The sequence below is a fragment of the Streptomyces sp. NPDC045846 genome (genome assembly GCF_056431605.1).
The window spans coordinates 194,536-219,249 of sequence record NZ_JBWKKJ010000006.1; the positions used below are offsets into that span (position 1 = coordinate 194,536).

Here is a 24,714-nt window from a genome sequence, read left to right on the forward strand (position 1 = left end):
GGACTCCGTCCTACCTGTGCGCACCCCGCGCGGGCCAGCCCGTGTCACCCGCCCGTGGGCGATTCCTGCCGCCCTTGACGCGGGGCCCCGCGGCCGTCACCCCGGGCCGGGCCAGCCGTCGTGATTGTCTTGATCTCCACCCCGCGGCGCCGCCAGCAGGTCCAGGTCGGCGAGCATGGCCCGCGCCAGCTCCAGCTCGGCCAGCTCCCGGCGCTCGCTCCAGCGCAGCGCGATCCGCGGATACGCCCACCCCTCGGTGTCCTCGGTACGGGCGAGCGCGGCCCGCACCTGCGTCAACTCGGCCTCGGTGCGCGCGAGATGGTCCCCCACCAGAGCGCGCAGGCGCTGCGGCGCCGCGAGATGCCCGAGCCAGACCCGCAGCACCAGCGGGTGCTTGAGAACGGCCGGGCCCGCGGCCCCGGGGGAGTCCGCCCACCCGGCGAGCGCGCCGCGCCCGGCCTCGCTGATCGCGTACCGCCGGGTGGTGCGCGGCTCCTCGGGCCCCGAGCGGCGGGACGTGACGTATCCGAGGTCCTCCAGGCGGCGCAGCTCGGCGTAGATCTGGCTGACCGCCGGAGCCCAGTAGAAGAACCGCAGCGAGGCGTCGGCCCATTTCTTGAGCTCGTAGCCGGTCCGCTCGCCGGGGAACGAGAGCAGCCCGAGCACCGCCCACGCCGTCGGCGGCAACTGCGCCGGCGGGCCGGGTCCGTTGGTGGGCTGACGGCTGCTCATACCGCGCATTGAAGTGAGCGGGGCGCCCGGAAACAAGCCCCGCACGGGACGTGAGATGCTCCGTGATCCGGGGCGGGCGGTTGGCGGATCCCACCGTCGCCGGGCCGCCCGTCAGCGTTTGTGGCGCTGGCCCCGGTCGAGCTGTTCGCCGATCGCCGGGCCGCCGAGCCGGCGCTGCGCCGCGGCCGCGAGCCCCGGGGCCGCGCCGCCGAGCAGGGCGAGCAGGCGCAGGTTCAGCGGGGCCACGTCCACCTCGGCGAGATCGTGCTCGACGGCCCGCCCCGCGCAGATCCATGGCACAGCCTCCCGCCCATGAGCGCTCGTGGACACCGGCCGCGGTGGCGGCCGGCCCTGACGCCGGCCTGGCGCGGGGTGCGGCCCCGGTCTTGTACGCATGCTCGGCCGCGGGCGTGGCCCGCTCGCCCGTGGGTTGCTCCTCGTCCCGTCCGGCCGCAGCCATAGCCGTGCCATTGCATGAACGCAGGAAGAAGAGCGGTGTGACACGCGCGCGACAGGATAATTTACTGAGGTACCTCTTGAGCGGAACAACCGAACACGGATACGGTGTCTTGACGCGAGGTTCTCCTGTGGAGGAAGTGACATGACGGAAATTCTTGTGCAGGACCCGGACGTGGGGGGCGCAGTGTCCGACCGGCGGGTGGTCGACCACCCCGCGTGGACCGCGCTCAAGAATGCCGTCGAGGAGATCCGGCCCTGGCAGTCCAAGGACGGCTCGATCGACTTCGACGCGGAGGGCGCCCCGCCCCGCGCGGTCGTCGAGGCCACCCTCGACCAGGTGATCGCCGCCGTCGAGCAGCTCTCGCCCCTGCTGCCGCACGACGCGGCCTACCACGACGCCCTGATCGCCGACCTGCGCAAGTGGGCCGACAGCGCCTTCGACGTGCCGGACTTCCTGGACTCGCTCCTGAAGTTCCACCCCGCCGCGGACCGCGCCGACGGACTGCAGCGCCTGGTCCTCTTCCCCATGTACACGCAGAACGGCAATCCCGACCGCAACCTCGAAGCGGTCGTGCTGCGCATGGTCTGGCCCGAGTGGCTCGCCGAGCTGGAGGCGACCCGCTACGACAACCCGCTGTTCTGCGGCATCACCTTCGAGGACTTCACCGCCGGGTACGACACCCACTCCGCCGTGCTCTTCCCGGAGACGATCGCCGTGCGCGAGGCGCCCGAGCGCTTCACCTGGGGCGGCATCTTCTGCGACCGCGAGGCGGCCCGCTTCCGTGCCGTGACCGAGGCGTCCGTGCGCATCCTCGGCCTCGAACTGCCCGAGGACATCCGGGAGATGGTGGCCGACCAGGAGCGCTGCGAGCAGGCCTTCGTGCTCTGGGACATGGTCCACGACCGCACCCACAGCCACGGCGACCTGCCCTTCGACCCCTTCATGATCAAGCAGCGCCAGCCGTTCTGGATGTACGGCCTCGAAGAGCTGCGCTGCGACCTCACCGCCTTCAAGGAGGCCGTGAAGCTGGAGGCCGAGGGCAACCGGCACGGCCGTGACGTCCAGTACGCGGTGCTGTTCGACCGGATGTTCCGCTTCCCGGTCTCCGGCGACCGCGTCCGCAACTACGACGGGCTCGGCGGCCAGCTCCTCTTCGCCTACCTCCACAAGCACGACGTGGTGCGCTGGACCGACAACAAGCTGCACATCGACTGGGACCGCGCCCCGCAGGTCACCAACCAGCTGTGCGCCGAGATCGAGAAGCTCTACCGCGACGGCATCGACCGCCCGAAGCTGGTCCACTGGTTCGCCGCGTACGAGCTGGTCTCCACCTACCTCGCCCCGCACCCGGGATCGCGCTGGGCCAAGGGTCCCGACGCCCTGGATCTGGCGCAGCCGCCCCGCAAGCTCGTCGACGACGTGCTTCCGGACGAGTTTCCGCTCAGCATGTTCTATGAGGCGCTCTCCAAGAAGCTGAAGAACGTGATCGCCTCCACCAAGGGGATCACCGCCGCTTCCGCTCCGGTCGGAGCCGCCGCGTGAGCGCTCGTACGGAAGGGGCGAAGAAGATGAACAACGGACCTCTCAACGGTGCCGTCGTCGCCGTGGCCGGAGCCGCAGGCCCGGCCGGCCGGGCCGCCCTGCTGCGGCTCGCCGAGGCGGGCGCGGTCGTGGTGGGCGCCGACTCGGACGCGCAGCGCCTCGCCGAGGCCGTGGACGCCGCGCGGTACGCGCACGGCGGGGCCACCGTCACCGGAGACACCGTCGACCTCCTCGACCTGCAGGCCACCCGCGACTGGGCGGACCGCATCCAGAAGGAGTTCGGACGGGTCGACGGCATGGTCCACCTCGTCGGCGGCTGGCGCGGCAGCGCCTCCTTCCCCGAGACCGACCTGGCCGACTGGGAGCTTCTGGAGAAGCTGCTGATCAAGACGGTGCAGCACACCTCGCTCGCCTTCCACGACCAGCTGCTGCGCAGCGACCGGGGCCGCTTCGTGCTGGTCAGCCAGTCCGGCGCGCACAAGCCCACCGCGAACAACGCCGCCTACAACGCGGGCAAGGCCGCCGCCGAGGCATGGACGCTGGCCCTCGGCGACTCGTTCCGCAAGGCGGGGATCGCCGAGGGGGCCGACGGGCCGACGGCCGCTGCTGCCATCCTGGTGATCAAGGCACTGGTGCACGACGCCATGCGCGCCGAGCGACCCAATGCGAAGTTCGCGGGTTTCACCGACGTCAAGGAGCTGGCCGACGCCATCGCCGGCGTGTGGGACAAGCCCGCCCAGGAAGTGAACGGACAGCGCCTGTGGCTGACCCCCAAGCCGTGAGGACGGACGCGCGACAGCACCACGACCCGGCGGTGCGCGGTTTCGCCAGCGACAACTACGCCGGAGCGCACCCGGAGGTCCTCGCGGCCCTCGCGCTCGCCAACGGCGGTCACCAGATCGCGTACGGCGAGGACGACTACACCGACCACCTCCAGCGCGTCATGCACAGCCACTTCGGCGCGGGCGCCGAGACCTTCCCCGTCTTCAACGGGACCGGCGCCAACGTCACCGCCCTCCAGGCGCTGACCGACCGCTGGGGCGCGGTGGTGTGCGCCGAGACCGCGCACATCAACGTGGACGAGGGCGGCGCCCCCGAGCGCATGGCGGGGCTGAAGCTGCTCACCGTGCAGACGCCGGACGGCAAACTGACGCCCGAACTGATCGACCGCCAGGCCTGGGGCTGGGAGGACGAGCACCGCGCGATGCCGCAGGTCGTCTCGATCACCCAGAACACCGAGCTGGGCACGGTCTACACGCCCGACGAGATCAAGGCCATCTGCGACCACGCCCACGAGCGCGGCATGAAGGTCCACCTGGACGGGGCGCGCATATCCAACGCGGCCGCGTCGCTGAACGTGCCGATGCGTACGTTCACTAACGCGGTCGGCGTGGACGTCCTGTCGTTCGGCGGCACCAAGAACGGCATGCTGTTCGGCGAGGCGATCGTCGTGCTCGACCCGGACGCGGGCCGGCAGCTGAAGCACATCCGCAAGATGTCCATGCAGCTGGCCTCCAAGATGCGCTTCGTCTCCGTGCAGTTGGAGGCGCTGCTCGCCAAGGACCTGTGGCTGCGCAACGCCCGCCATGCCAACGCGATGGCCCGGCGCCTCGCGGAGGGCGTGCGTCAGGTGCACGGCGTGGAGATCCTCCACGAGGTGCAGGCCAACGCCGTGTTCGCGCGCCTGCCGCACGACGTCAGTGAGCGGCTCCAGAAGCGCTACCGCTTCTACTTCTGGGACGAGAAGGCCGGTGACGTCCGCTGGATGTGCTCCTTCGACACGACCGAGGACGACGTGGACGGCTTCCTCGCGGCGCTGAAGGAAGAGATGGCTCGCTGATCACCGGAGCCTGAGGATCGATACTTATGCGGCTGACCGTAAAGTCATTGACTTGCGGTCGGCCGCATTCGTACGCTCCGTGCCATGGAGCTCATCCAGCGCAACCCTCAACTCTCCGCCTACCTCGCTGCGGATGAGGTCATTGACCACCAGCACCCGTTGGTGCGCGAGACGGCCGCCCGGCTGGCCGCTCACACCGCCGACGCATACTCATACGCCGAAGCGGCCTACACCTTCGTCCGGGACGAGATCCCGCACTCCGAGGACGCCGGCGCCCTGCGCGTGACCTGGCGGGCCTCCGACGTCCTGGCCGAGCGCACCGGCATCTGCTGCGCCAAGTCCCACGCCCTGGCGGCCCTGCTGCGCGCCGAGGCGATCCCGGCCGCTCTCTGCTATCAGCGGCTCGCCGACGACGATGGCTCCCACCCGCTCGTGCACGGCCTCGTCGCCGTCCGGCTGCCGGGCCGGGCTGGCTGGTCGCGGATCGACGCACGCGGGAACAAGCCGGGGGTCGACGCCCGGTTCTCGCTCGACGAGGAGCGCCTCGCGTGGACGGTGCGACCGGAGTTTAATGAAGTGGACTATCCAGTGCTTTACGATGTACCGCATCCGGCTGTTCTGCGTGCCCTCAAGGCCGCGCCCGACCGGCCGTCGCTGTGGCCGATCTATCCGACCGAACTGTGAGGCACCACCGATCATGACGCTCACGCTCACCGTGTCCGAGGACGTCCTGGCCGTCGCGCCCGGCTTCACCCATGTCGCCGTCGAGGCGTCCGGCCTCGTCAACGCGCCCAGTGACGCGGCGAGTTCGGCCCTGCTCGACGACGCGGCGCGCCGCCTCGCCGAGCGGCTCGCGGGCCGCGCCCCGCACGAGGACCCGCACATGGCCGCCTGGCGTGCCGTCTACACCGCCTTCGGGTCCAAGCCGAACCGCACCCGCAACTCGGCCGAGGCGCTGGCCAAGCGGGCGGCGGCCGACGGCGGGCTTCCGCGCGTCAACCGGCTCGTCGACGTCTACAACGCGATCAGCGTCGCGCACCTCGTGCCCGTCGGCGGCGAGGACACCGATCACATCAAGGGGGCGATGCGGCTCGTGCGGGCGACGGGGGAGGAGGCCTTCCACACGGTGGCGGGCGGCGAGGCGGTGGTCGAGCACCCGGACGCCGGCGAGGTGGTGTGGTGCGACGACGAGGGCGTCACCTGCCGCCGCTGGAACTGGCGCCAGGGAGTGCGGACCCGCCTCACCGAGGAGTCGGTCAACGCCCTCTTCCTCCTGGAGGGCATGGCGCCGCACTGCGACCTGGTCACCGCGGGCGCCGAACTGGCCGAACTCCTGGAGAAGTTCAGCCCCGGCGCGCGGATCACCGTCCACCCCCCGGTCGGCGCCGCCGTACAGGAGTGACGATTCAGCCCGCCGCCTCGGCGGCCTTCACCTGTTCCGGCGTCGGCGCCGAACCGCCCAGGTGCGCCGGCACCCACCAGGTGTCGCTCGCGTCCTTCGGGCGTACGGGATAGGCGCGCTGGGCGGCTTCGAGCAGCTCCTGGCAGCGCTCGCGCAGCCGCCGCGTGATGGCGCCCGCGTACTGGTCGGCGGGGGCCTCCACCGGCTCGCCCACGCGGATGGTGACGGGGATGTGGCTGCGCTTGAAGTTGCGGGGGCGCCCCTTCGTCCATACCCGCTGGGTGCCCCACAGGGCCATCGGGATCAGCGGCACCCCGGCCTCCTGCGCGAGCCTGGCCGCCCCCGACTTGAAGCTCTTCAGCGTGAACGACTGCGAGATCGTCGCCTCCGGGAACACACCGATCACCTCGCCCGAGCGCAGCGAGGCGAGCGCGTGCTGGTAGGCGTCCTCGCCCTGCTTGCGGTCCACCGGGATGTGCTTCATGCCGCGCATCAGCGGGCCGGAGATCTTGTGCCGGAACACCGACTCCTTGGCCATGAAACGCACGAGCCGCTTCTGCGGCAGCGCCGCGAGCCCCGTGAAGATGAAGTCCAGGTAACTGATGTGATTGCTGACGAGCACCGCCCCGCCCGTGCGCGGGATGTTCTCCGAACCCTGGGTGTCGATCTTCAGGTCGAGCGCCTTGAACATCGCGAGAGCGGCGCCGATGACCGGCCGATAGACGAGTTCTGCCATCTCAGGGGAGACCCTTCGTGTGCCCGGGGAGGGTGCTCCCGGAGAATAAGTTACGCAGCCGTAGGTTTTAGGCTTTGGGCAGATGGTGCCCGATGCGCGCCGAGCTGGCCAGTCCTCGCGCCGCGCGCAGGGGAGATTCTCGTCACGTCTTCGCAGGTCGGGGCCCGGGGAATCATTGCGGGCCGGTGCGCGCTGCAACCGTACGACAGAGCAGGTAGTGACGGTGTGAAGACCGGGGCGGCGGTGCTGGGAGGCGGCGTGGTGGAGGACGGCGGACGCAGGCTCGGCGAGGCGGAACTGGGCGCCGGGCTCGGGAGGCGGGCCACGCTGGTGCAGTTCTCCAGCGCGTTCTGCCAGCCCTGCCGGGCGACCCGGCGCACCCTGGCCGAGGTGGCCGCGATGGTGGAGGGCGTCGCCCACGTGGAGATCGACGCCGAGGAGCGGCTCGCCCTGGTGCGGGAGCTGGGCATCGCGCGCACCCCGACGGTGCTCGTGCTCGACGCGACGGGCCGGATCGTGCGCCGCGCGGCGGGACAGCCCCGCCGGGCGGACGTCATCGCGGCGCTGGGGCAGGCCGTGTGAGGCGCGCGGGGGTGTGCGGTCCGGGGCGCGCAGTGAGGGATCTCCCACATCCGCAAAGGCACTTGACTGCGACGGCGCCGAATCGTCAGTCTGACGATGTGCCGACAGACCTCCTTCTCTATGGACGCGCCCATGTGGACCTCGCCCGCAACGCGAGCGCGCGCTGTCCGGGCTGCTGATCATCCGCAGCCCTCGTCGCACTCTCTGCAGAAGGACAATTCCATGACGGCCTCGCCCGAGCTCGGTACCGCCCGGACCGCCTCTCCCGAACTCCTCAAGTCGGTCTTCCGCCAGCACGCCGCGGGCGTCGCGGTGATCACCGCCCAGCGTGGCGGCCGGCCCGTGGGCTTCACCGCCACCTCCCTCAACTCCGTCGCCGCGGAGCCCCCGTTGATCTCCTTCGGGATCGGCACCGGCTCCTCCAGCTGGCCCGTCGTCGCCGAGGCCGACCATGTCGGCGTGCACATACTCGGCGAGCACCAGCAGGACCTGGCCGCCACCTTCGCCCGCAGCGGCGCCGACCGGTTCGGCCCCGGCACCGACTGGCGCACCGGCCCCGAGGGCGTGCCCGTCCTCGACGGCGTCCTTGCCTGGCTGGTCTGCAAGGTGGTGGCCCGTGTCCCGGCCGGGGACCATCGCATCGTGCTGGGTCAGGCGGTCGTCGGCGACCCCGCGGGCGGCGGCCGTCCGCTCCTCTACCACCAGGGCCGCTTCAACGCGCTGCGCGACTGAGAGTTCCCTGGCAGGACCGATTACTCAGCGTTGGCAAGGTCACAGTTCAAAGCGCTTGCTTACTGGGAACAAGCTGGGTGTACTGGCGAGTAATATTTCGTTCGGAGCGCCGGTCGCCCCGACCGGAAACCGCCCCATCAGGCGCCTATGCTGCGTGCAACAAGGCAGCCCAGAAATGACGATGCAGTAGGAGAGCCGGCGTGAGCTTGAGGATCGTTGTCTGTGTGAAGTACGTGCCCGACGCCACCGGCGACCGGCACTTCGCCGATGACCTGACCGTCGACCGCGACGACGTCGACGGCCTCCTTTCGGAGCTCGACGAGTACGCGGTCGAGCAGGCACTGCAGATCGCCGACGAGGCCGATGACGCGGAGATCACCGTGCTGACCGTCGGCCCCGAGGACGCCAAGGACGCGCTGCGCAAGGCGCTGTCGATGGGCGCCGACAAGGCCGTCCACGTCGAGGACGACGACCTGCACGGCACCGACGTGATCGGCACCTCGCTGGTCCTGGCCAAGGCCGTCGAGAAGACCGGCTACGACCTGGTCATCTGCGGCATGGCCTCCACCGACGGCACCATGGGCGTGCTGCCGGCGCTGCTCGCGGAGCGCCTCGGCGTCCCGCAGGTCACGCTGCTCTCCGAGGTCTCCGTCGAGGACGGCACGGTCAAGGGCCGCCGCGACGGCGACACCGCCTCCGAGCAGCTGGAGGCTTCCCTTCCGGCCGTCGTCTCGGTGACGGACCAGTCGGGCGAGGCCCGTTACCCGTCGTTCAAGGGCATCATGGCCGCCAAGAAGAAGCCGGTGGAGTCCCTGGACCTGGGCGACCTGGACATCGACGCCGACGAGGTCGGCCCCGGGGGCTCCTGGACCGCGGTCGACTCCGCGGCCGAGCGTCCGGCCCGCACGGCCGGCACGATCGTCAAGGACGAGGGCGAGGGCGGCAAGCAGCTCGCCGAGTTCCTCGCGAGCCAGAAGTTCATCTAGGCACCCCTGGCCCGGGAACCCACCGGGCCGCGCGCCTAGGGCTCGCCGAGCCCCTCAACCGCCCGTCTTTTCTTCGCACGTGCAGGAGATTGAAGTCCCATGGCTGAAGTTCTGGTCTACGTCGACCACGTGGACGGTGCCGTCCGCAAGCCCACCCTCGAACTGCTGACGCTGGCCCGCCGCATCGGCGACCCGGTCGCCGTCGCGCTCGGCGCCGGCGCCGAGAACACCGCGGCCGCGCTCGCCGAGCACGGCGCGGTCAAGGTCCTCACCGCCGACGCCCCCGAGTTCGCCGAGTACCTCGTCGTACCGAAGGTGGACGCGCTCCAGGCCGCGTACGAGGCCGTGTCGCCCGCGGCCGTGCTCGTCCCGTCGTCCGCCGAGGGCAAGGAGATCGCGGCCCGCCTCGCGGTCCGCATCGGCTCCGGCATCATCACCGACGCCGTCGACCTCGAGGCCGGTGCCGAGGGTCCGGTGGCCACGCAGTCCGCGTTCGCCGCCTCCTTCACCACCAAGTCCCGTGTCTCCAAGGGCACCCCGGTCATCACGGTCAAGCCGAACTCGGCCGCCGTGGAGGCCGCCCCGGCCGCGGGCGCCGTCGAGGCCCTCGCCGTCACCTTCTCGGCCCTGGCCACCGGCACCAAGGTCACCTCGCGCACCCCGCGCGAGTCGACCGGACGCCCCGAGCTGACCGAGGCCGCGATCGTGGTCTCCGGCGGCCGCGGCGTCAACGGCGCCGAGAACTTCGCGGTCATCGAGGCCCTCGCCGACTCGCTCGGCGCGGCCGTCGGCGCCTCGCGCGCCGCGGTGGACGCGGGCTGGTACCCGCACTCCAACCAGGTCGGCCAGACCGGCAAGTCCGTCTCGCCGCAGCTCTACATCGCCAACGGCATCTCCGGCGCCATCCAGCACCGGGCCGGCATGCAGACCTCGAAGACCATCGTGGCCGTCAACAAGGACGCCGAGGCCCCGATCTTCGACCTGGTCGACTACGGCGTGGTCGGCGACCTGTTCCAGGTCGTCCCGCAGCTGACCGAAGAGGTCAACGCCCGCAAGGGCTGACCTGCGAGTTCTGTTCGGTCCCGGGGCCGCGTGGTGATCTTCACCGCGCGGCCCCGGGTCGTTTCGGACAACCATTGACGCAGAAGGAGCTGCCTACTAACTTCGCTATACGGATTGTTGATTCCGTGAAGCGGAAAAGTTTCGACGGTGTGGAGGGTGCAGGATGGGTCAGCAGGAGCAGGTGGCAACGAGCCTCGCCGGTGTCGTCAGCGAGGAGATCAGTGCCTCGCTCGTCACGGTGGACGAGGAGCTCGCCCGCCGTTACCCGGGCGACCCCGGCACCCGCCAGCCCGTGCACACCGTCTACGTACCCGGTGACGTCTTCGGCGCGGGCACCATCCGCTCCTGGGGCGACCAGGCGCTGGCCGCGCTCGACGAGCACGCCCCGGACGCCGCCTCCTTCGCCAAGGTGCTCGGCATCTCCGACGCGCTGGCCGAGCCCGTGTACGACCGGGTGCGCGCCAAGCTCCGCGACGAGCCCATCGAGGACCTGCGCGTCGACTTCGAGGACGGCTACGGCCCGCGCCCCGACGCCGAGGAGGACGCCGACGCCGCGCGCGCCGCCCGCCTCGTCGCCGAGGCCTTCAGGAACGGCACGGCCGCCCCCTACATGGGCATCCGCATGAAGTGCATGGAGGCCGCCGTCCGCGACCGCGGCATCCGCACCACGGACATCTTCCTGACCACCCTCATGCACAACGGCGGCCTGCCCGACGGCCTCGTGCTCACGCTGCCGAAGGTGACCTACCCCGAGCAGGTCACCGCTTTCGTGCGGCTGCTCGGCGCCTTCGAGAAGACGCACGGCCTGCCCGAGGGCCGGCTCGGCTTCGAGATCCAGATCGAGACCAGCCAGTCCATCCTGGCCGCCGACGGCACCGCCGCCGTGGCCAGGATGATCGACGCCGCCCAGGGCCGCGCCACCGGTCTGCACTACGGCACCTTCGACTACAGCGCCTGCGTCGGCGTCTCCGCCGCCTACCAGGCCAGCGATCACCCGGCCGCCGACCACGCCAAGGCCGTCATGCAGGTCGCCGCGGCCGGCACCGGCGTACGTGTGTCGGACGGCTCGACCAACGTGCTGCCGGTCGGCTCCACCGAGCACGTCCACGAGGCCTGGCGGCTGCACTACGGCCTCACCCGCCGCGCCCTGGCCCGCGCCTACTACCAGGGCTGGGACATGCACCCCGGACACATGCCGACGCGTTACGCGGCCGTCTACGCCTTCTACCGCGAGGGCCTTGAGCAGGCCGCCGGACGCCTCGCCGCGTACGTCGCCAAGACCGAGGGCGACGTCATGGACGAGCCCGCCACCGCCAAGGCGCTCTCCGGCTACCTGCTGCGCGGCCTGGACTGCGGCGCCCTGGACAACGACGAGGTGGCCCGCCTGACCGGCCTGACCCGCGCCGACCTCGACGCCTTCGCCTCGCCCCGCCGCGGCACCCTGACCGTCACCGCCCCGTAGCGGAACCGGGACCGGACGGCCCCGAGCGCTGTCACCCCTGCCCCGTACTCTGTACGCGACCACAATCACCACAGCGGAACGGGGCAGCGGTGTCTACGGGGGAGAGCCACGTACTGGCCGGCCGGTACCGGGTCGTCGAGCAGCTCGGCCGCGGCGGCATGGGCGTCGTGTGGCGTGCCCACGACGAGGTGCTGGGCCGCGAGGTCGCCGTCAAGGAACTGCGCACCTACACCGACGCCTCCGCGCCCGAACTGGGCGACCTGCGCCTGCGGATGCAGCGCGAGGCACGGGCCGCGGCGCGGGTGCGCCATCCCTCGGTCGTCGCCGTCCACGACGTCACCGAGCACGAGGGCCGCCCCGTCATCGTCATGGAACTCGTCGACGGGCCCTCGCTCGACGACGTGCTGGCCGAGCGGGGCGTGCTGGAGCCGGGCGAGGCCGCGGCGATCGGGGCGAAGGTCCTCGAAGCGCTGGCCGCCGCCCATCAGGCGGGCGTGCTGCACCGCGACGTGAAGCCGGGCAACATCCTCCTGGACCGGTCCGGCCGGGTGGTCCTCACCGACTTCGGCATCGCCGCCATGGACGACCCGGGCGACGGCTCGGCCACGCACCTGACCCGCAGTGGCGAACTGGTCGGCTCCCTGGACTACCTGGCACCCGAGCGGGCCCAGGGCCAGGAGCCGGGCCCCGCCTCCGACGTCTGGGCCCTGGGCGCCACCCTGTACGCCGCCGTCGAGGGCGCGGCGCCGTTCCGCCGCACCTCCACCTGGTCGACCCTGAACGCCATCGTGGTCGAACCGCTGCCGCAGGCCCGCCGGGCCGGGGCGCTCGGGCCGGTCCTGCTGCGCCTCATGGACAAGGACCCCTCCCTGCGGCCCGACGCGCGGACCGCGGCCGGGCTGCTGGCCGAGGTCGCGGCGGGCGCGGGGCAGACCGCGCCGACGGCGATCCATCCGGCCCCGGCGCCCGTCGCGCCCCGGCGCAGCGCGACCGTGCGCGACGCGCTGCCGCACCGGCCCGAGGGCTTCGGCCCGGTGGTCCCGCCGGTCCCGCGGCCCCACCCGGCCGAGGCGTTTGGGCCCGTGGTCGCCCAGGAGCCCCCGGCGCGACCGGCCGGACGCAAGGGGCGGGGCAGGCTTCTCGTCGCGGCGGGGACCGCCGCGGTGGTGCTGGTCGGCGGCGGGACAGCCTACGCGCTCCTCGGCCACGGCTCGGGGGACAGCGGGGGACAGCAGGCCGTGGGAGCGGCGAACGGCACCACCCCGCGCCCCGCCGACGACCCGGGCGAGGCCGCGCGCCAGGGCACCTCCGCCCCGTCCTTGGGTGCCACCCCCAACTCGCCCTCGGCAGCGCCCCGTTCGAGCGGCAGGCCGTCCGCCAAGGCCGACCCCGCCAAGAGCGGTGACGCCAAGGGCGACGCCGGCAAGGCGCCCGATCCGAAGAAGAACCCGCCGGGCACCCCCAGCGCGGGCGGTGCCGCGCCCCCGGCCGGCAGCTGCCGGCCGGGGGCGGGCGGCAGGTTCAACTGCGAGGTGTGGCGCGCCGCGAAGTCCATCCGGTCCGACGGCGCCGCGGCGGGCGTGCTCAACGCGGGCACCAACTACTTCTACTGCCAGACGAACCTGGGCCGCCGCGAGACGTACGGGAAGTGGACCAACACCTGGTGGGCCAGGACCGACGACGACAGCGGCAACACCCAGGTCTACGTCAGCGTCGTCTATCTGAAGGGCGGCGACAACGACCAGCCGGTGCCGGGCCTGAAGGCCTGCTGACCGCGCCCGCCGTGCCCGCCGTGCCCGGGGGGCCGGAGCCGGAGCCGGGGCCGATGGAGGGCTACGCGTCCGCGGGCGGGGGGATCTCGCCCGAGCCGCGCTGGATCAGCGCGGTGGGCAGCTCGACCCGGGCGGGCGTCTCGTCGGCGCCGTCGAGCCGCCGGAAGAGCAGCTCGGCGGCCGTCCGGCCGAGGGCGGCGGCGTCCTGCGAGATGACCGTGATGCCGAGCAGGTCGGCGAGTTCGATGTCGTCGAAACCGACCAGGGCCACCGGGCGCTCGCGCCCCGCCAGCACCCGCACCGCCGTGACCGTCACGCGGTTGTTGCCCGCGAAGAGCGCGGTGACCGCGTCCGGCCCCGCCAGCATCGACTCGGCGGCCGCGCGCACGCGCTCGGGGGACGTCGAACCGAGCGACACCCAGGAGTCGTCGACGGCCAGACCCGCGTCGGCCATCGCCGCGTGATAGCCGCGCAGCCGCTCGGTGGCGGTGTGGATGCGCGGCTGGTCGCCGATGAAGCCGATCCTGCGGTGGCCGTGCGCGAGGAGATGGGCCACTCCCGCGCGGGCGCCGCCGAAGCTGTCGGACAGGACCACGTCGGCGTCGATCCGCCCCGCGGGACGGTCCACGAACACCGTTGCCACGCCCGCCTTTATCTCCGGTTCGAGATAGCGGTGGTCGGACCCGGCGGGGATCACGATCAGGCCGTCGACCCGGCGGGCGCAGAAGGCGAGCACCAACTCCTGCTCCCGGTCGGCGTCCTCGGCGCTCGAACCGTTGATGAGTAGCGCCCCGTGCTCCCGCGCGACCTCCTCCACGGCCCGGCTGAGCGGCCCGTAGAACGGGTCGGCGAGGTCTTCGAGCACCAGGCCGATCGAGGCGGTGCGGCCCTTGCGCAGCACCCGCGCGCTGTCGTTGCGGCGAAAGCCCAGCGCCTCGATGGCCTCCTGTACCCGTCGCTCGGTGTCCGGGGTCACCCCGGCTTCCCCGTTGACCACCCGGGACACCGTCTTGAGGCCGACCCCGGCGCGCGCGGCGACATCCTTCATCGTCGGACGGTTGCCGTAGCGGGGCTCGTGGTGGCGGGCGTTCTCGGCCACAGTGCGCTGTCCTGTCGTCGTCGGGAGCCGTCCGGCGCGGTCCGGTGCCATAACGGTGTGTGTGGCGTCGAGCATAGGCCCTGGACAACGTTGTCACATGCAGGGAGACTCTCATCTTGACCTGCTGTTACCCGTCCCTCACCAGGAGATCCGACCTCGATGCACACCGACCTCGTGGCCGCGCTCGACATCGGCGGCACCAAGATCGCCGGAGCGCTGGTGGACGCCGAAGGGCGACTTCTCGCCCGGGCGCAGCGGCCGACTCCCGCCCATGAGGACGGCGACACGGTGATGCGCGCGGCCGAGGCGGTCATCGCCGAGCTGACCGGATCCCCGCTGTGGCACCGCGCGAGCGCGGTAGGCATCGGCAGTGCCGGGCCCGTGGACGCGTCGGCGGGCACGGTCAGTCCTGTCAACATCCCTGGCTGGCGCGGGTTTCCGCTGGTCGAGCGGGTGCGCGCGGCGACCGGCGGGCTCGATGTCGAGCTCGTCGGCGACGGTGTCGCGATGACCGCCGCGGAACACTGGCTGGGCGCCGCGCGCGGTCATGACAACGCGCTGTGCATGGTCGTGTCCACCGGCGTCGGCGGCGGCCTCGTTCTCGGCGGCAAACTTCACCCCGGCCCCACCGGCAACGCGGGTCACATCGGCCACATCAGCGTCGACCTCGACGGCGATGCGTGCCCGTGCGGGGCGCGCGGCTGTGTGGAGCGGATCGCCAGTGGCCCCAACATCGCCCGCCGGGCCCTGGAGGGCGGCTGGCGTCCGGGCCCCGACGGCGACACCTCGGCCGCCGCCGTCGCCGCGGCCGCGCGGCGCGGCGACCCGGTCGCGGTGGCCTCCTTCGAGCGCGCGGCCCAGGCCCTGGCGGCGGGGATCGCCGCGACCGCGACGCTGGTCGAGATCGAGATCGCCGTCATAGGCGGGGGAGTGGCGGGCGCGGGCGACGTCCTGTTCGCCCCCCTGCGCCGGGCGCTGCGCGACTACGCCACGCTCTCCTTCGTCCAGCGCCTCACCGTGGCGCCGGCGCTGATGGGTACGGACGCCGGTCTCGTGGGGGCGGCGGCGGCCGCCTCGGCGCGGCGGCCGGACGCGGCGGCGTTGCTCAAGTGACGAAGGCCGCCCGGTAGTTGTCGGCCGCCTCCGCCCCTCCCCACCGCTCCGAGGTGTCACCACGGGACCCGCACGGCCGGAAGGTGACACATCGTCACCCTCCTCCGCACTCGCACGAGGTGGGACGATTTCGTGCTCTCGCCGACCGTCCTCGCGGGGCGAGCGTTTCCGGTAGGGCTTGTTGAAGTCTGTTGGATGAGAAGCGGTAACGGTTGCTCGCCTTTGCGTCAAAACCCTTGACGACGCCCTGACTTGGGGGTGTGATCCAAGCCTCGCGTTTGGTTGTGTTGGGTTGCACCCCGGAGGAGGGGGACATGGCGCAGTCATCGTTCAACGGTCCCGTAGCGCCCGGCGGCGTGGCGGGACATCGGATGTCTCGGCGGAATCTTCTGCGTGGTGCGGCGATCGGAGCCGGGGCGGTCGCACTGCCCTCGCTGCTCGCGGCGTGCGGCAGCGGGCCCGGCGGCGACACCAAGACGATCCGGTTGGGTTCGAATTCCTCGGACGCCGTCCCCAAGAAGGCGTTCGCCGACGCGTTCGCGGCGTACGAGAAGCAGTCCAAGGACGGCCGCAAGATCAAGGTCAACACCGTTGACCACAACACGTTCCAGGAGAACATCAACCGCTATCTCCAGGGCAAGCCGGACGACGTCTTCATGTGGTTCGCGGGCTACCGCATGCAGTTCTTCGCCCAGAAGGGTCTGCTGTACGACATCAGCGACCTCTGGCAGGGCTTCCAGGGCTTCTCGGACGCGCTCAAGGCGCAGTCGACCGGCGCGGACGGCAAGCAGTACTTCGTGCCGTACTACTACTACCCGTGGGCGGTCTTCCACCGCGCGAGCCTGTTCACGCAGCACGGGTACACGGCGCCCAAGACCTTCGACCAGTACGTCGAGCTGGCCCGGCAGATGCAGAAGGACAAGCTCGACCCCATCGCGTTCTGCGACAAGGACGGCTGGCCCGCCATGGGCACCTTCGACTACCTCAACATGCGCTCCAACGGTTACGACTTCCACAAGAGCCTGATGGCGGGCAAGGAGGCGTGGACCGACCAGCGGGTCAAGAACGTCTTCGACAGCTGGCGCCGGATCCTGCCCTACTGCCAGCAGGGCGCCAACGGGCGCACCTGGCAGGAGGCGGCGCAGAGCCTCCAGAAGAAGCAGTCCGGCATGGCGGTGTTCGGGCTGCCGCACGTGGGCCAGCAGTTCCCCACCTCGGAGCAGGACGACATCGCGTTCTTCCCGTTCCCCGTGATGGACCCGCAGTACGGCCAGGACGCGGTGGAGGCGCCCATCGACGGCTTCCTGCTCGCCAAGAACGCCAAGGAGCTGAAGAACAAGCAGTCCATGCAGAGCGCCAAGGACCTGCTCACGTGGCTCGCCACCCCGAAGGCGGAGGACGTCTACCTCGCGGGCGACCCGAACAACATCGCCGTCAACACCGGGGCGGACACCGCCAAGTACACCCCGCTGCAGAAGAAGGCGGTCGAACTGGTCTCCGGGGCGAAGCAGATCTCGCAGTTCCTGGACCGCGACACCCGCCCCGACTTCGCCTCCACCGTGATGATCCCGGCCATTCAGCAGTTCATCGGCAACCCGAAGGACGTGGACGGGCTCGTCAACGACATCGAGCGGCAGAAGAAGACCATCTTCGCCACCGAGGGCTGAGAGTCCCGCGCCCCTCCAACTGACCGACGTCTGCTTCGACTTGGAGTACTCAGCCGTGGCGTTCATCACCGCGCGGCGCGCCGGACGACGGGGTTCCAGGCGGTTCACCGCCCGCGACCTCGTCGTCCTCGGCGTGCTGCTGGGCCTGCCCGTCCTGCTCGACATCGCCATCGTGTGGGGCCCCACCGTGGCCTCCGTCGTGCTGTCCTTCACCAGCTGGGACGGGATCGGCGACATCAAGTGGGTCGGCACGCAGAACTACACCAACCTCTTCACCAACTACCCGCCCTTCTGGCCGGCGGTCCGGCACAACCTGATGTGGCTGGGCGTACTCGGCTTCGTGGCGACGCCGTTCGGGCTGCTGCTCGCCGTCCTCATCGACCGGGGCGTGCGCTTCAGCCGCTTCTACCAGTCGACCCTGTACATGCCGGTCGTCCTGTCGCTCGCCGTCGTCGGGTTCATCGCCCAACTGGTCTTCTCCCGCGACCAGGGCGCGCTCAACGCCCTGCTCGGCGACCGGGGCCACCCGACCGACTGGCTCGGCGACCCACACCTGAACATCTGGATGATCCTGCTGGCCGCCACCTGGCGGCACACCGGCTACGTGATGATCCTCTACCTCGCCGGGCTCAAGGCCGTCGACCCCTCCCTCAAGGAGGCCGCGGCCATCGACGGCGCGACCGAGCGCCAGACCTTCTTCCGGGTCGTCTTTCCGACGCTGCGCCCGGTCAACGTCATCGTCGGCGTCATCACGGTCATCGAGTCGCTGCGCGCCTTCGACATCGTGTACGCCGTCAACCACGGGCGCAACGGCCTCGAAGTGCTCTCGGTGCTCGTCACCGACAACATCATCGGCGAGGCCAGCCGCATCGGCTTCGGCTCGGCGATCGCGGTGGTGCTGCTGACCGTCTCCCTCGGGTTCGTCATCACGTACCTGGTCCAGGAGATCCGAGGGGAGAAGAACCGATGACCACCCACACCGCCCCCGTGCCCACGACCACCGCCCCGGCGGCCGCCCCCACCGCCCGACGGCGCCGGGGCCGCCCGGGCCGCCTCGGCGTGCACGCCTTCCTCCTGACGGTCTCGCTCGCCTTCCTCGCCCCGCTGCTGCTCGCCGTCTACGCCTCGCTGCGCCCCTACGACGAGACCTCGCGCTACGGCTACTTCTCGCTCCCCAAGCACCTCTCCTTCGCGTACTACCGGCAGGCCTTCACCGACTCGGGCATGACGAAGTACTTCGTCAACACCCTGATCATCGCGGTGCCGGGCGTGCTCCTGGTCCTGTTCTTCGCCTCGTTCGTCGCCTTCGCCGTCTCACGGCTCAGACTGCGGGGCTCCCTCGTCCTGCTGATGCTGTTCACGGCGGGCAACCTGCTGCCCCAGCAGGTGATCGTGACGCCGCTGTACGTGGTGTTCAACCGCATCCCGCTGCCCTACTGGATGTCCGACTCGATGACGATGTTCGACTCGTACTGGGCCGTCATCGCCGTGCAGGTGGGCTTCCAGATCGGGTTCTGCGTCTTCGTGCTCGCCAATTTCATGCGCACCCTGCCGCAGGAGATCCTGGAGGCTGCGATCGTCGACGGCGCCGGTGTGTGGACCCAGTTCTGGCGGATCACCCTGCCCCTGTGCCGCCCGGCCCTGGCGGCGCTGGCGACCCTCCAGTTCACCTGGATGTACAACGACTTCCTGTGGGCCCTCGTCTTCATGTCCGACGGCGACAAGCTGCCGATCACGTCGGCCCTGAACAACCTGCGCGGCCAGTTCTTCACCGACTACAACCTGCTGGCGGCGGGCTCGGTGATCGTCGCCCTCCCCACCCTGGTCGTCTTCCTGCTGCTGCAACGGCACTTCATCGCGGGCCTCACGCTCGGCTCCAGCAAGGGGTGACGTCTGTTTGACGATACGTCAGTCGGCCTCGCCGGTACCGGAGTTGAGCGCCAATGCGACTGGGCGTCGACGCCGGCTCCAGCACGCCTCAAGGGCGCCTTGAGGCGTTCGCCTCAGGGTCTGCGACCCTCAGCAGATACACGCCTGCGGACCGCCCGGCCCTCACCCGGGCGGGAGCAGCCCGGCCCCGGAGACCGCCATGACCGTCGAACTGCACGTCGCCACCGCTCTCCTGCACGACCTCGACGCGGCGGGGAACCCGCTGCCCGGCCGTGAGGTCGCCCGGCGGCCCAGCCCGGTGAACCCCACCGTCACCATCCTGCGGTGGGAGCCGGCCGACGCACCGGAAGGAGCCGCGCTCATGGACCCCATCTTCCAGCGCACCGGCTTCCGCGAGGTCCGCGTCACCGAGATCCGCTGGTACGACCGGGACGGCTACTTCATCGCGCCCAGCGTGCCGCTCGCCGCCTGAGCGCTGATCGAAAATGCCTCGCCCTCGCGGTCGGGATCGGTCAAGCTGCGGGTGACAACAGCCTTTCCAGGAGCACGCAGTGATCGACCTCGACCGCCTCATCCCGCCCGCAGGCCTGGCCGCCGCCATCGACGCCGGCCACGTCGTCCGCAAGGCGCACCCCGCACTGCCGCTCTCCATCCTGTCGTACACGAGGTCCTGCCAGTACGAGCAGGCGTGGGACGAGGTGACCACCCGCTGCCGCGGACTCGTCGTCGACGACGCGAGCGGGACGATCGTGGCGCACTGCCTGCCCAAGTTCTTCAACGTCGGCGAGCACACCCACGGCCGCCCCTACGCTCCGCCGCTGCCCGACGAGCCGTTCGAGGTGTACGACAAGGTCGACGGCTCGCTCGGCATCGTCTTCCACTACGAGGACCGCTGGCGGGTCGCCTCCCGGGGCTCGTTCACCTCCGAACAGGCCGCCTGGGCCGGTGCCTGGCTCGACGGACGGGACACGGCGACGCTGCGGCCCGGAGTCACCTACCTCGTGGAGATCCTCTACCCCGAGAACCGGATCGTCGTGGACTACGGCGGCCGGCGCGATCTCGTGCTGCTCGCCGCATACGACGCGACGGGCGAGGAGATCGAACTCCCGCGCGCCGCCGAGGACTGGGCGCCGGTCGGCTCGGTGGCCCGGTCCTGGCCCGCGCTGCCGCTCGCCGAACTCCTCGCGCGCGCTGAGGCGAACGTCCGTGCCGACGGCCGCGAGGCCACCGGCACCGACGCGGAGGGCTACGTCATCCGGTACGCCTCGGGCCTGCGCGTCAAGGCGAAGATCAGCGAGTACGTACGGCTGCACAAGGTGCTGACCGGCATCACCGAGCGCGACATCTGGCGCTTCCTCGGCATCCGCCGGTTCGGCGCCGAGGACCCCAAGCGGGTCGCCCAGGCGCTGGGTTGCGCGCCCGGCGAGATCGCGGACCTGACCGCCGACGGCACCGACCCGCTGGAGGCCATGCTCCAGCAGGTCCCCGACGAGTTCGACGCCTGGGTGCAGACCGTGGCGGCGCGGCTGGACGGGCAGGCCGCCGAGCTGTCCCGTCTCGCCACCGAGCGGTTCGCCGAGATCTCCCGGCTCGCCCAGGACCGCGCGGCGTTCGCCCGGGCCGCCCAGCGGATCGAGGACCGTACCGTACGCGCGGCCGTGTTCCAGCTGCTCGACGGCCGGGACATCGACCTCATGATCTGGCGGACCGTCAAGCCGGCGGCCGCCGACCCGTTCACGAACGACGACGAAAGCTGAACCGCTCCATGCCCACCGTGCACGTCATGACCGGACTGCCCGCTTCCGGCAAGACCACAGCCGCCCGCGAACTCGTCGCGGACTCCGGCGGCCAGTGCCGCCGCGTCAACCTCGACGACCTGCGCGCCATGCTCAACCCCGCGGGCGGCGGGCCTGACCGCTCGCACACCGCCGAGCAGTCCGTCCTCGCCATCCAGGACGCGGCGGTGCGCGAGACACTGGCCGCCGGGTTCGACGTCGTCGTCGACAACACCCATCTGACCCCGCACATCCCCAAGCGCCTCAAGGCCGCGGTGGCGGGCCGGGCGCGCTTCGTCGTGCACGACTTCACCGGGGTCCCCGTGGAGGAGTGCCTGCGCCGCGACGCGGCCCGTGCCGTCCCGGTCGGCGAGGACATCATCCGGCTGCTCGCCGACAAGCACGCCAAGGCGGTGCGGGGCGGCTGGCGGCTCACCGACGCCTGGATGAACGACACCGTCGTCCTGGCGGAGGTCGAGCCCTACACCCCGGACGCGTCGCTGCCCAGCGCGGTGATGTGCGACATCGACGGCACGCTCGCGATGAACCTGAACCGCAACCCGTACGACTTCACGCGCTGCGAACAGGACGGCCTCAACGGCTGTGTGCGCGACGCGCTGACCGGCTTCCGGCAGGCACACGGCGACACGATCGTGCTGCTCTCGGGCCGGGGCGAGGAGTTCCGGCCGCAGACACAGGCGTGGCTCGCCGCGCACGACGTGCCGTACGACGAGCTGTGGATGCGGCCGGCCGGCGACGGGCGGCGGGACGACCTGGTGAAGGCCGAGCTCTTCGACGCGCACGTGCGCCACCGGTTCAACGTGCGCGTCAGCCTGGACGACCGCGACCGGGTCGTCGCGGTGTGGCGCCGCATGGGCCTGCCCACCTGGCAGGTCAACTACGGTGACTTCTGAGGGAGTTGATCAGGCCGCGTCGTGGAAGACGAGGCCGAGGGTGCGGCGGTGCCCGGAGCGTACGGTGCTCACGCCGTGCCGCACCGGCGCCGCCGACCAGCCGCGCCGGGAGGCCACCGGCCGGTCCCGGGTGGTGAAGATCAGCCCGTGTCCCCGCGGAACCAGGGTCGCGGTGCCCCTGGACTGCGCTCGCGGACGCTGCTCCACCAGCAGGAACTCGCCTCCGGTGTAGTCGGTGCCGGGTGCGTCGAGACCGATGACGACTTGCAGCGGGAAGACCGCGTCGCCGAACAGGTCCCGGTGCAGGGCGTTCCAGTCGCCCCTCCCGTACCGCAGCAGGATCTGCGCGCACTGGGCCTGACCGGCCTCCCGGCAGCGGGCCAGCCACTCGTCGAGGGTGTCGGGCCAGGGCGCCGGACGCCCGAGCCGGGCCGCCCACTCCCGGGCCACGGGCAGCAGCAACGGGTAGAAGGCGGCGCGCAGTTCACGCACCAGGTCCGGCAGCGGTTCGGCGAAGTAGCGGTACTGGCCGGACCCGAAGCGGTAGCGCGACATGTCGACCGTAGCGCGGAACCGGTCGGTCCGGTCGTACGCGTCGGCGAGAGCTCGGCACTGGGCCGGGGTCAGGAGCCGGTGGGTCGGGGCGCAGCCGTGGGCGTCGAGCTCCTCGACGATCCGCGGCCAGTCACCCGCGCCCACGCGTTCGGCCGTGCGGTTGCTGGACATGGGGCCCTCCGATGTGCGGGGAGCCGAGCGCGGGGCCCGGTCCCGGATGGTGCGACACATCGAGGGTCACGCCCGCGGGAGGCGCCGACCGGCGGAATCCGGACGTCGTCCTGGGGTCGCGCCCGCGGCCGGGTGTCAGACCGGTTCCGGCACGGGGCGGGTGACGACGACCAGGAAGGCGTCGCTCTCCAGGTCCATGACCACCTCCGCCGCGAGGCCCTCGTTCCTGCGGTCCCGGGCGAACTCCTCGGCGGGCCAGTGGCCACGCGGCCCGCCCGCGGGAAAGCGTTCCAGTACTGTACGGCGCATTTCGCCGCACCCCCTTGTGTCTCGGCCGGCACTCGCACAACGACGCCCGCGTCGTCGGCGTTACGGCCCCCCGTGGCCGGTGCTCGTACACCAAGACGCGCCGCGGGGCCCGAAGGTCGCACCCGGCAGGCAACGGCCCGGCCACAGTTGTGTACGCGATCAAGGAGGGCCCGAGCCGGGCGCGCGTTTCCGTGGCAGGGTGTTGCGGGCAGTCCACTGGGGGCTACCGAAGAGGGGGAACCGTGATCGTCTGGGTCAACGGTGCGTTCGGCGCGGGGGCCGTGTGAGCTGGGCGTTCGCCACCTGCTGTTGATCCACTGGGAGAGGGGTGGGAAAAGGGGGCTGCCACAGGCTCCCCCTGGGCCTCCAGAACCTCTCCCACCGTCGCTGCAGCGTACCGGCGATGCGCAGTTCCATCGCCGGCGTCAGGTTGCCGTACAACCCCTTTACCCCGGCAACCTCGTGGCCCATGCGCGACTCCACGGCGATCTCGCAGTGCCCGTCCTCGTCGAGCCACTCCTTGTGGCCGTGCCGCAGGGCATACAGCCGCTTGCCCGCCATCTCCGGCACGCCAGGAATCTCCGGACGGACCGGGTGACCCCGGTGGGTGCGCCGCTCATCCGCGCCGTCCCGGATCGGATACCAGTAGTCCAGCTCGAACTTCGTGGACAGCAGGCTCCGGCCCAGCATCGACGGAAAGGCCCATTGATAACTGTGGGAGGCCAGCAGGACGCTGTACATCTCATGGAGGAAGTCCGGCACGACGAGCGTGCGGTGAGACTCATATTTCGGTTCGGTCAGTTCCTGCTTACCCTCGACGACCTGGTGCTGGTACTGCACACGGATGGCATGCATGGGCCGCTTGCCGCAGTACCGCTCCAGCGACTCCGCCCGGCGCTCGGGGTCTGGGTCGGAGGCCGGCCAGGTCGGTGAGGCGAACTGGCGCTGCAGACCCCAGTTCTCGCCGGGCCGGCAGCCGGTGAATGCGCAGTGCCAGATGTAGACCCAGCCGGTGTAGCCCCAGACCGTGTAGGCGTTGCAGGCCAGCCGGTACAGCGTCTCCATCTCCAGGGGGCGCTTCTTGGCCTTCGCCTTTTTCACGTACTTACCGCGCCGCGCCTTGACGACGACGGGGGAGAACTTGCGGAGCCGGTACGGCTCGACAGCATCGGACATGATCGTGGCGAAGACCTTCTTAAGGTCCCTCGCGTAGCTGGCCGACAGCTCGTCATCGGCGACCAGGGCGTTGAGATGCCGGGACCAAGCCTGGTACTCGAAGGCGGTGATGGCACCGACGGCATGGTCGCCCCAGTAGGGCTCGATCCTGGCCGTGAGCATCGACTTGTACCGCCGCATCGAGCTGAAACGCAGCTCCTGGTCCGCGTACCAGTCCCAGAGGAAGACCTTCATCAGGGTGTTGCCGTCGCGCTGACGCACGTGGACGCCATTGCGCACGTCGTATTCGCGGTCGAGGCCGAAGTTGTAGGCCTCGTCTTCGTCTATGAACCGGACGCCGGGCTGGGGGCCTGAGGCGCTCTCGTACTTCTTGCTCCCGTTGGGGAGGTACTCGCCGGCCCACCACTTGACGCGGATGCTGTGGCCACGGCGCTCGATGTAGGGCATGACTCCAGTCCCCCTGCGGACACGGAAGTTGGAGGTCGGAGGCGCCGGCAGGCACCCCTGCCACCGGCCCTTCCGCAGCGAACTGCAGGTTCTATGGTGCCGTGCCAACGGCGCAGCCGCGGCACTTTCTGCAGTCCGTACCCTGACCCTTCATCAGCCGCCGGACGCGTTCCTGAACGTCCTTGTCGGTGGCCGCGCGAGGGGTCAGTATGCACACGGTCTTGCCGTCGATCTTCAGTGCGTGGGCGTAGTGCCCTGGACCTAGATCGAGATCAATGACTGTGCTCATA

The 24,714-nt window shown here is 71.0% G+C and carries 25 protein-coding genes; 18 read left to right on the top strand and 7 right to left on the bottom strand.

The annotated features are described in order from the left end of the window. Positions 1-96: 96 nt before the first annotated feature. Together AC07F3_RS18405 and AC07F3_RS18410 are read right to left on the bottom strand one after the other, a co-directional pair. The gene (locus AC07F3_RS18405) at positions 97-732 is read right to left on the bottom strand and encodes a PadR family transcriptional regulator (RefSeq protein WP_479115262.1); all 636 of its coding nucleotides are present in this window, start codon (positions 730-732) and stop codon (positions 97-99) included. A 111-nt stretch (positions 733-843) separates the two neighbouring features. Continuing rightward, complete coding sequence (locus AC07F3_RS18410; RefSeq protein WP_479115264.1) at positions 844-1,032, bottom strand: hypothetical protein; 189 nt, start codon at positions 1,030-1,032, stop codon at positions 844-846. A 301-nt stretch (positions 1,033-1,333) separates the two neighbouring features. Here AC07F3_RS18410 and AC07F3_RS18415 point away from each other — a divergent pair, with 301 nt between their 5' ends. From AC07F3_RS18415 to AC07F3_RS18435, 5 genes are all read left to right on the top strand, one after another. Continuing rightward, entirely contained in the window at positions 1,334-2,734 is a 1,401-nt protein-coding gene (locus AC07F3_RS18415; RefSeq protein ID WP_479115266.1) for a DUF6421 family protein, read from the top strand. Positions 2,735-2,760: 26 nt separating this feature from the next. Further along, the gene (locus AC07F3_RS18420; protein WP_479115268.1) at positions 2,761-3,516 is read left to right on the top strand and encodes an SDR family NAD(P)-dependent oxidoreductase; all 756 of its coding nucleotides are present in this window, start codon (positions 2,761-2,763) and stop codon (positions 3,514-3,516) included. Then, positions 3,513-4,574 (top strand): threonine aldolase family protein, encoded by a 1,062-nt coding sequence (locus tag AC07F3_RS18425; protein WP_479115854.1) that lies wholly within the window; start codon positions 3,513-3,515, stop codon positions 4,572-4,574. Before AC07F3_RS18420 ends, AC07F3_RS18425 begins: the two co-directional genes overlap by 4 nt. An 84-nt stretch (positions 4,575-4,658) precedes the next feature. Further along, positions 4,659-5,258, top strand: coding sequence for a transglutaminase-like domain-containing protein (locus AC07F3_RS18430; RefSeq protein WP_479115270.1), 600 nt, complete (start codon positions 4,659-4,661; stop codon positions 5,256-5,258). 13 nt (positions 5,259-5,271) lie between these two features. Next, a complete protein-coding gene (locus AC07F3_RS18435; protein ID WP_479115271.1) occupies positions 5,272-5,976 on the top strand; it encodes a B3/B4 domain-containing protein in 705 nt (234 codons plus the stop codon). A gap of 4 nt (positions 5,977-5,980) precedes the next feature. Here AC07F3_RS18435 and AC07F3_RS18440 read toward each other — a convergent pair whose 3' ends face one another. Further along, positions 5,981-6,712, bottom strand: a complete 732-nt coding sequence (locus tag AC07F3_RS18440; RefSeq protein ID WP_479115273.1) for a lysophospholipid acyltransferase family protein — start codon at positions 6,710-6,712, stop codon at positions 5,981-5,983. Positions 6,713-6,937: 225 nt separating this feature from the next. On the opposite strand from AC07F3_RS18440, the gene AC07F3_RS18445 reads away from it, so the two are divergent. The 6 genes from AC07F3_RS18445 to AC07F3_RS18470 all read left to right on the top strand — a co-directional run bounded on the left by AC07F3_RS18445 (position 6,938) and on the right by AC07F3_RS18470 (position 13,308). After that, positions 6,938-7,294, top strand: coding sequence for a TlpA family protein disulfide reductase (locus tag AC07F3_RS18445; protein WP_479115275.1), 357 nt, complete (start codon positions 6,938-6,940; stop codon positions 7,292-7,294). Positions 7,295-7,516: 222 nt separating this feature from the next. Continuing rightward, complete coding sequence (locus tag AC07F3_RS18450; protein ID WP_479115277.1) at positions 7,517-8,026, top strand: flavin reductase family protein; 510 nt, start codon at positions 7,517-7,519, stop codon at positions 8,024-8,026. A gap of 200 nt (positions 8,027-8,226) precedes the next feature. Further along, positions 8,227-9,012 carry an electron transfer flavoprotein subunit beta/FixA family protein gene (locus tag AC07F3_RS18455; RefSeq protein WP_479115278.1) on the top strand — a complete coding sequence of 262 codons (786 nt, stop codon included), beginning with the start codon at positions 8,227-8,229 and terminating at the stop codon, positions 9,010-9,012. A 99-nt stretch (positions 9,013-9,111) separates the two neighbouring features. After that, positions 9,112-10,074, top strand: a complete 963-nt coding sequence (locus tag AC07F3_RS18460) for an electron transfer flavoprotein subunit alpha/FixB family protein (protein WP_479115280.1) — start codon at positions 9,112-9,114, stop codon at positions 10,072-10,074. A 163-nt stretch (positions 10,075-10,237) separates the two neighbouring features. Beyond that, complete coding sequence (locus AC07F3_RS18465) at positions 10,238-11,536, top strand: DUF6986 family protein (protein ID WP_479115282.1); 1,299 nt, start codon at positions 10,238-10,240, stop codon at positions 11,534-11,536. Positions 11,537-11,625: 89 nt separating this feature from the next. Next, positions 11,626-13,308: a serine/threonine-protein kinase gene (locus AC07F3_RS18470; protein ID WP_479115284.1), complete on the top strand. Its 1,683-nt coding sequence runs from the start codon at positions 11,626-11,628 to the stop codon at positions 13,306-13,308. Positions 13,309-13,369: 61 nt separating this feature from the next. Here the strand turns inward: AC07F3_RS18470 and AC07F3_RS18475 are convergent, their stop codons facing one another. Further along, positions 13,370-14,407 carry a LacI family DNA-binding transcriptional regulator gene (locus AC07F3_RS18475; RefSeq protein WP_479115855.1) on the bottom strand — a complete coding sequence of 346 codons (1,038 nt, stop codon included), beginning with the start codon at positions 14,405-14,407 and terminating at the stop codon, positions 13,370-13,372. A 159-nt stretch (positions 14,408-14,566) separates the two neighbouring features. Between AC07F3_RS18475 and AC07F3_RS18480 the strand changes: the two genes are divergently transcribed. From AC07F3_RS18480 to AC07F3_RS18510, 7 genes are all read left to right on the top strand, one after another. Next, on the top strand, positions 14,567-15,520 hold the full coding sequence (locus AC07F3_RS18480) for an ROK family protein (RefSeq protein ID WP_479115286.1): 954 nt from the start codon (positions 14,567-14,569) through the stop codon (positions 15,518-15,520). Positions 15,521-15,891: 371 nt separating this feature from the next. After that, on the top strand, positions 15,892-17,187 hold the full coding sequence (locus AC07F3_RS18485) for an ABC transporter substrate-binding protein (protein ID WP_479115856.1): 1,296 nt from the start codon (positions 15,892-15,894) through the stop codon (positions 17,185-17,187). A gap of 55 nt (positions 17,188-17,242) precedes the next feature. After that, a complete protein-coding gene (locus AC07F3_RS18490) occupies positions 17,243-18,157 on the top strand; it encodes a carbohydrate ABC transporter permease (protein WP_479115288.1) in 915 nt (304 codons plus the stop codon). Beyond that, entirely contained in the window at positions 18,154-19,077 is a 924-nt protein-coding gene (locus AC07F3_RS18495; protein WP_479115290.1) for a carbohydrate ABC transporter permease, read from the top strand. The genes AC07F3_RS18490 and AC07F3_RS18495 overlap by 4 nt, the downstream gene beginning before the upstream one ends. 199 nt (positions 19,078-19,276) lie before the next feature. Further along, positions 19,277-19,549 (top strand): hypothetical protein, encoded by a 273-nt coding sequence (locus tag AC07F3_RS18500; RefSeq protein WP_479115292.1) that lies wholly within the window; start codon positions 19,277-19,279, stop codon positions 19,547-19,549. A 79-nt stretch (positions 19,550-19,628) separates the two neighbouring features. Further along, positions 19,629-20,834 (top strand): T4 RnlA family RNA ligase, encoded by a 1,206-nt coding sequence (locus AC07F3_RS18505; RefSeq protein ID WP_479115294.1) that lies wholly within the window; start codon positions 19,629-19,631, stop codon positions 20,832-20,834. Positions 20,835-20,842: 8 nt separating this feature from the next. Further along, positions 20,843-21,766 (top strand): phosphatase domain-containing protein, encoded by a 924-nt coding sequence (locus tag AC07F3_RS18510; RefSeq protein ID WP_479115295.1) that lies wholly within the window; start codon positions 20,843-20,845, stop codon positions 21,764-21,766. A gap of 9 nt (positions 21,767-21,775) precedes the next feature. On the opposite strand, the gene AC07F3_RS18515 is transcribed toward AC07F3_RS18510, so the two are convergent. The 3 genes from AC07F3_RS18515 to AC07F3_RS18525 all read right to left on the bottom strand — a co-directional run bounded on the left by AC07F3_RS18515 (position 21,776) and on the right by AC07F3_RS18525 (position 24,424). Beyond that, entirely contained in the window at positions 21,776-22,492 is a 717-nt protein-coding gene (locus AC07F3_RS18515) for a 2OG-Fe(II) oxygenase (protein ID WP_479115297.1), read from the bottom strand. Positions 22,493-22,627: 135 nt separating this feature from the next. After that, a complete protein-coding gene (locus tag AC07F3_RS18520; RefSeq protein ID WP_479115299.1) occupies positions 22,628-22,801 on the bottom strand; it encodes a hypothetical protein in 174 nt (57 codons plus the stop codon). 255 nt (positions 22,802-23,056) lie between these two features. After that, a complete protein-coding gene (locus AC07F3_RS18525; protein WP_479115301.1) occupies positions 23,057-24,424 on the bottom strand; it encodes an integrase in 1,368 nt (455 codons plus the stop codon). Positions 24,425-24,714 lie beyond the last annotated feature (290 nt).

Excerpts from the sequence above, each read along its gene's own strand:
- AC07F3_RS18485 (WP_479115856.1), top strand. The coding sequence starts at position 15,892 with ATGTCTCGGCGGAATCTTCTGCGTGGTGCGGCGATCGGAGCCGGGGCG.
- AC07F3_RS18430 (WP_479115270.1), top strand. The coding sequence starts at position 4,659 with ATGGAGCTCATCCAGCGCAACCCTCAACTCTCCGCCTACCTCGCTGCG.
- AC07F3_RS18510 (WP_479115295.1), top strand. The coding sequence starts at position 20,843 with ATGCCCACCGTGCACGTCATGACCGGACTGCCCGCTTCCGGCAAGACC.
- AC07F3_RS18465 (WP_479115282.1), top strand. The coding sequence starts at position 10,238 with ATGGGTCAGCAGGAGCAGGTGGCAACGAGCCTCGCCGGTGTCGTCAGC.
- AC07F3_RS18515 (WP_479115297.1), bottom strand. The coding sequence starts at position 22,492 with ATGTCCAGCAACCGCACGGCCGAACGCGTGGGCGCGGGTGACTGGCCG.
- AC07F3_RS18450 (WP_479115277.1), top strand. The coding sequence starts at position 7,517 with ATGACGGCCTCGCCCGAGCTCGGTACCGCCCGGACCGCCTCTCCCGAA.
- AC07F3_RS18415 (WP_479115266.1), top strand. The coding sequence starts at position 1,334 with ATGACGGAAATTCTTGTGCAGGACCCGGACGTGGGGGGCGCAGTGTCC.
- AC07F3_RS18500 (WP_479115292.1), top strand. The coding sequence starts at position 19,277 with ATGACCGTCGAACTGCACGTCGCCACCGCTCTCCTGCACGACCTCGAC.
- AC07F3_RS18525 (WP_479115301.1), bottom strand. The coding sequence starts at position 24,424 with ATGCCCTACATCGAGCGCCGTGGCCACAGCATCCGCGTCAAGTGGTGG.
- AC07F3_RS18495 (WP_479115290.1), top strand. The coding sequence starts at position 18,154 with ATGACCACCCACACCGCCCCCGTGCCCACGACCACCGCCCCGGCGGCC.
- AC07F3_RS18420 (WP_479115268.1), top strand. The coding sequence starts at position 2,761 with ATGAACAACGGACCTCTCAACGGTGCCGTCGTCGCCGTGGCCGGAGCC.
- AC07F3_RS18440 (WP_479115273.1), bottom strand. The coding sequence starts at position 6,712 with ATGGCAGAACTCGTCTATCGGCCGGTCATCGGCGCCGCTCTCGCGATG.
- AC07F3_RS18520 (WP_479115299.1), bottom strand. The coding sequence starts at position 22,801 with ATGCGCCGTACAGTACTGGAACGCTTTCCCGCGGGCGGGCCGCGTGGC.
- AC07F3_RS18460 (WP_479115280.1), top strand. The coding sequence starts at position 9,112 with ATGGCTGAAGTTCTGGTCTACGTCGACCACGTGGACGGTGCCGTCCGC.
- AC07F3_RS18480 (WP_479115286.1), top strand. The coding sequence starts at position 14,567 with ATGCACACCGACCTCGTGGCCGCGCTCGACATCGGCGGCACCAAGATC.
- AC07F3_RS18435 (WP_479115271.1), top strand. The coding sequence starts at position 5,272 with ATGACGCTCACGCTCACCGTGTCCGAGGACGTCCTGGCCGTCGCGCCC.
- AC07F3_RS18405 (WP_479115262.1), bottom strand. The coding sequence starts at position 732 with ATGAGCAGCCGTCAGCCCACCAACGGACCCGGCCCGCCGGCGCAGTTG.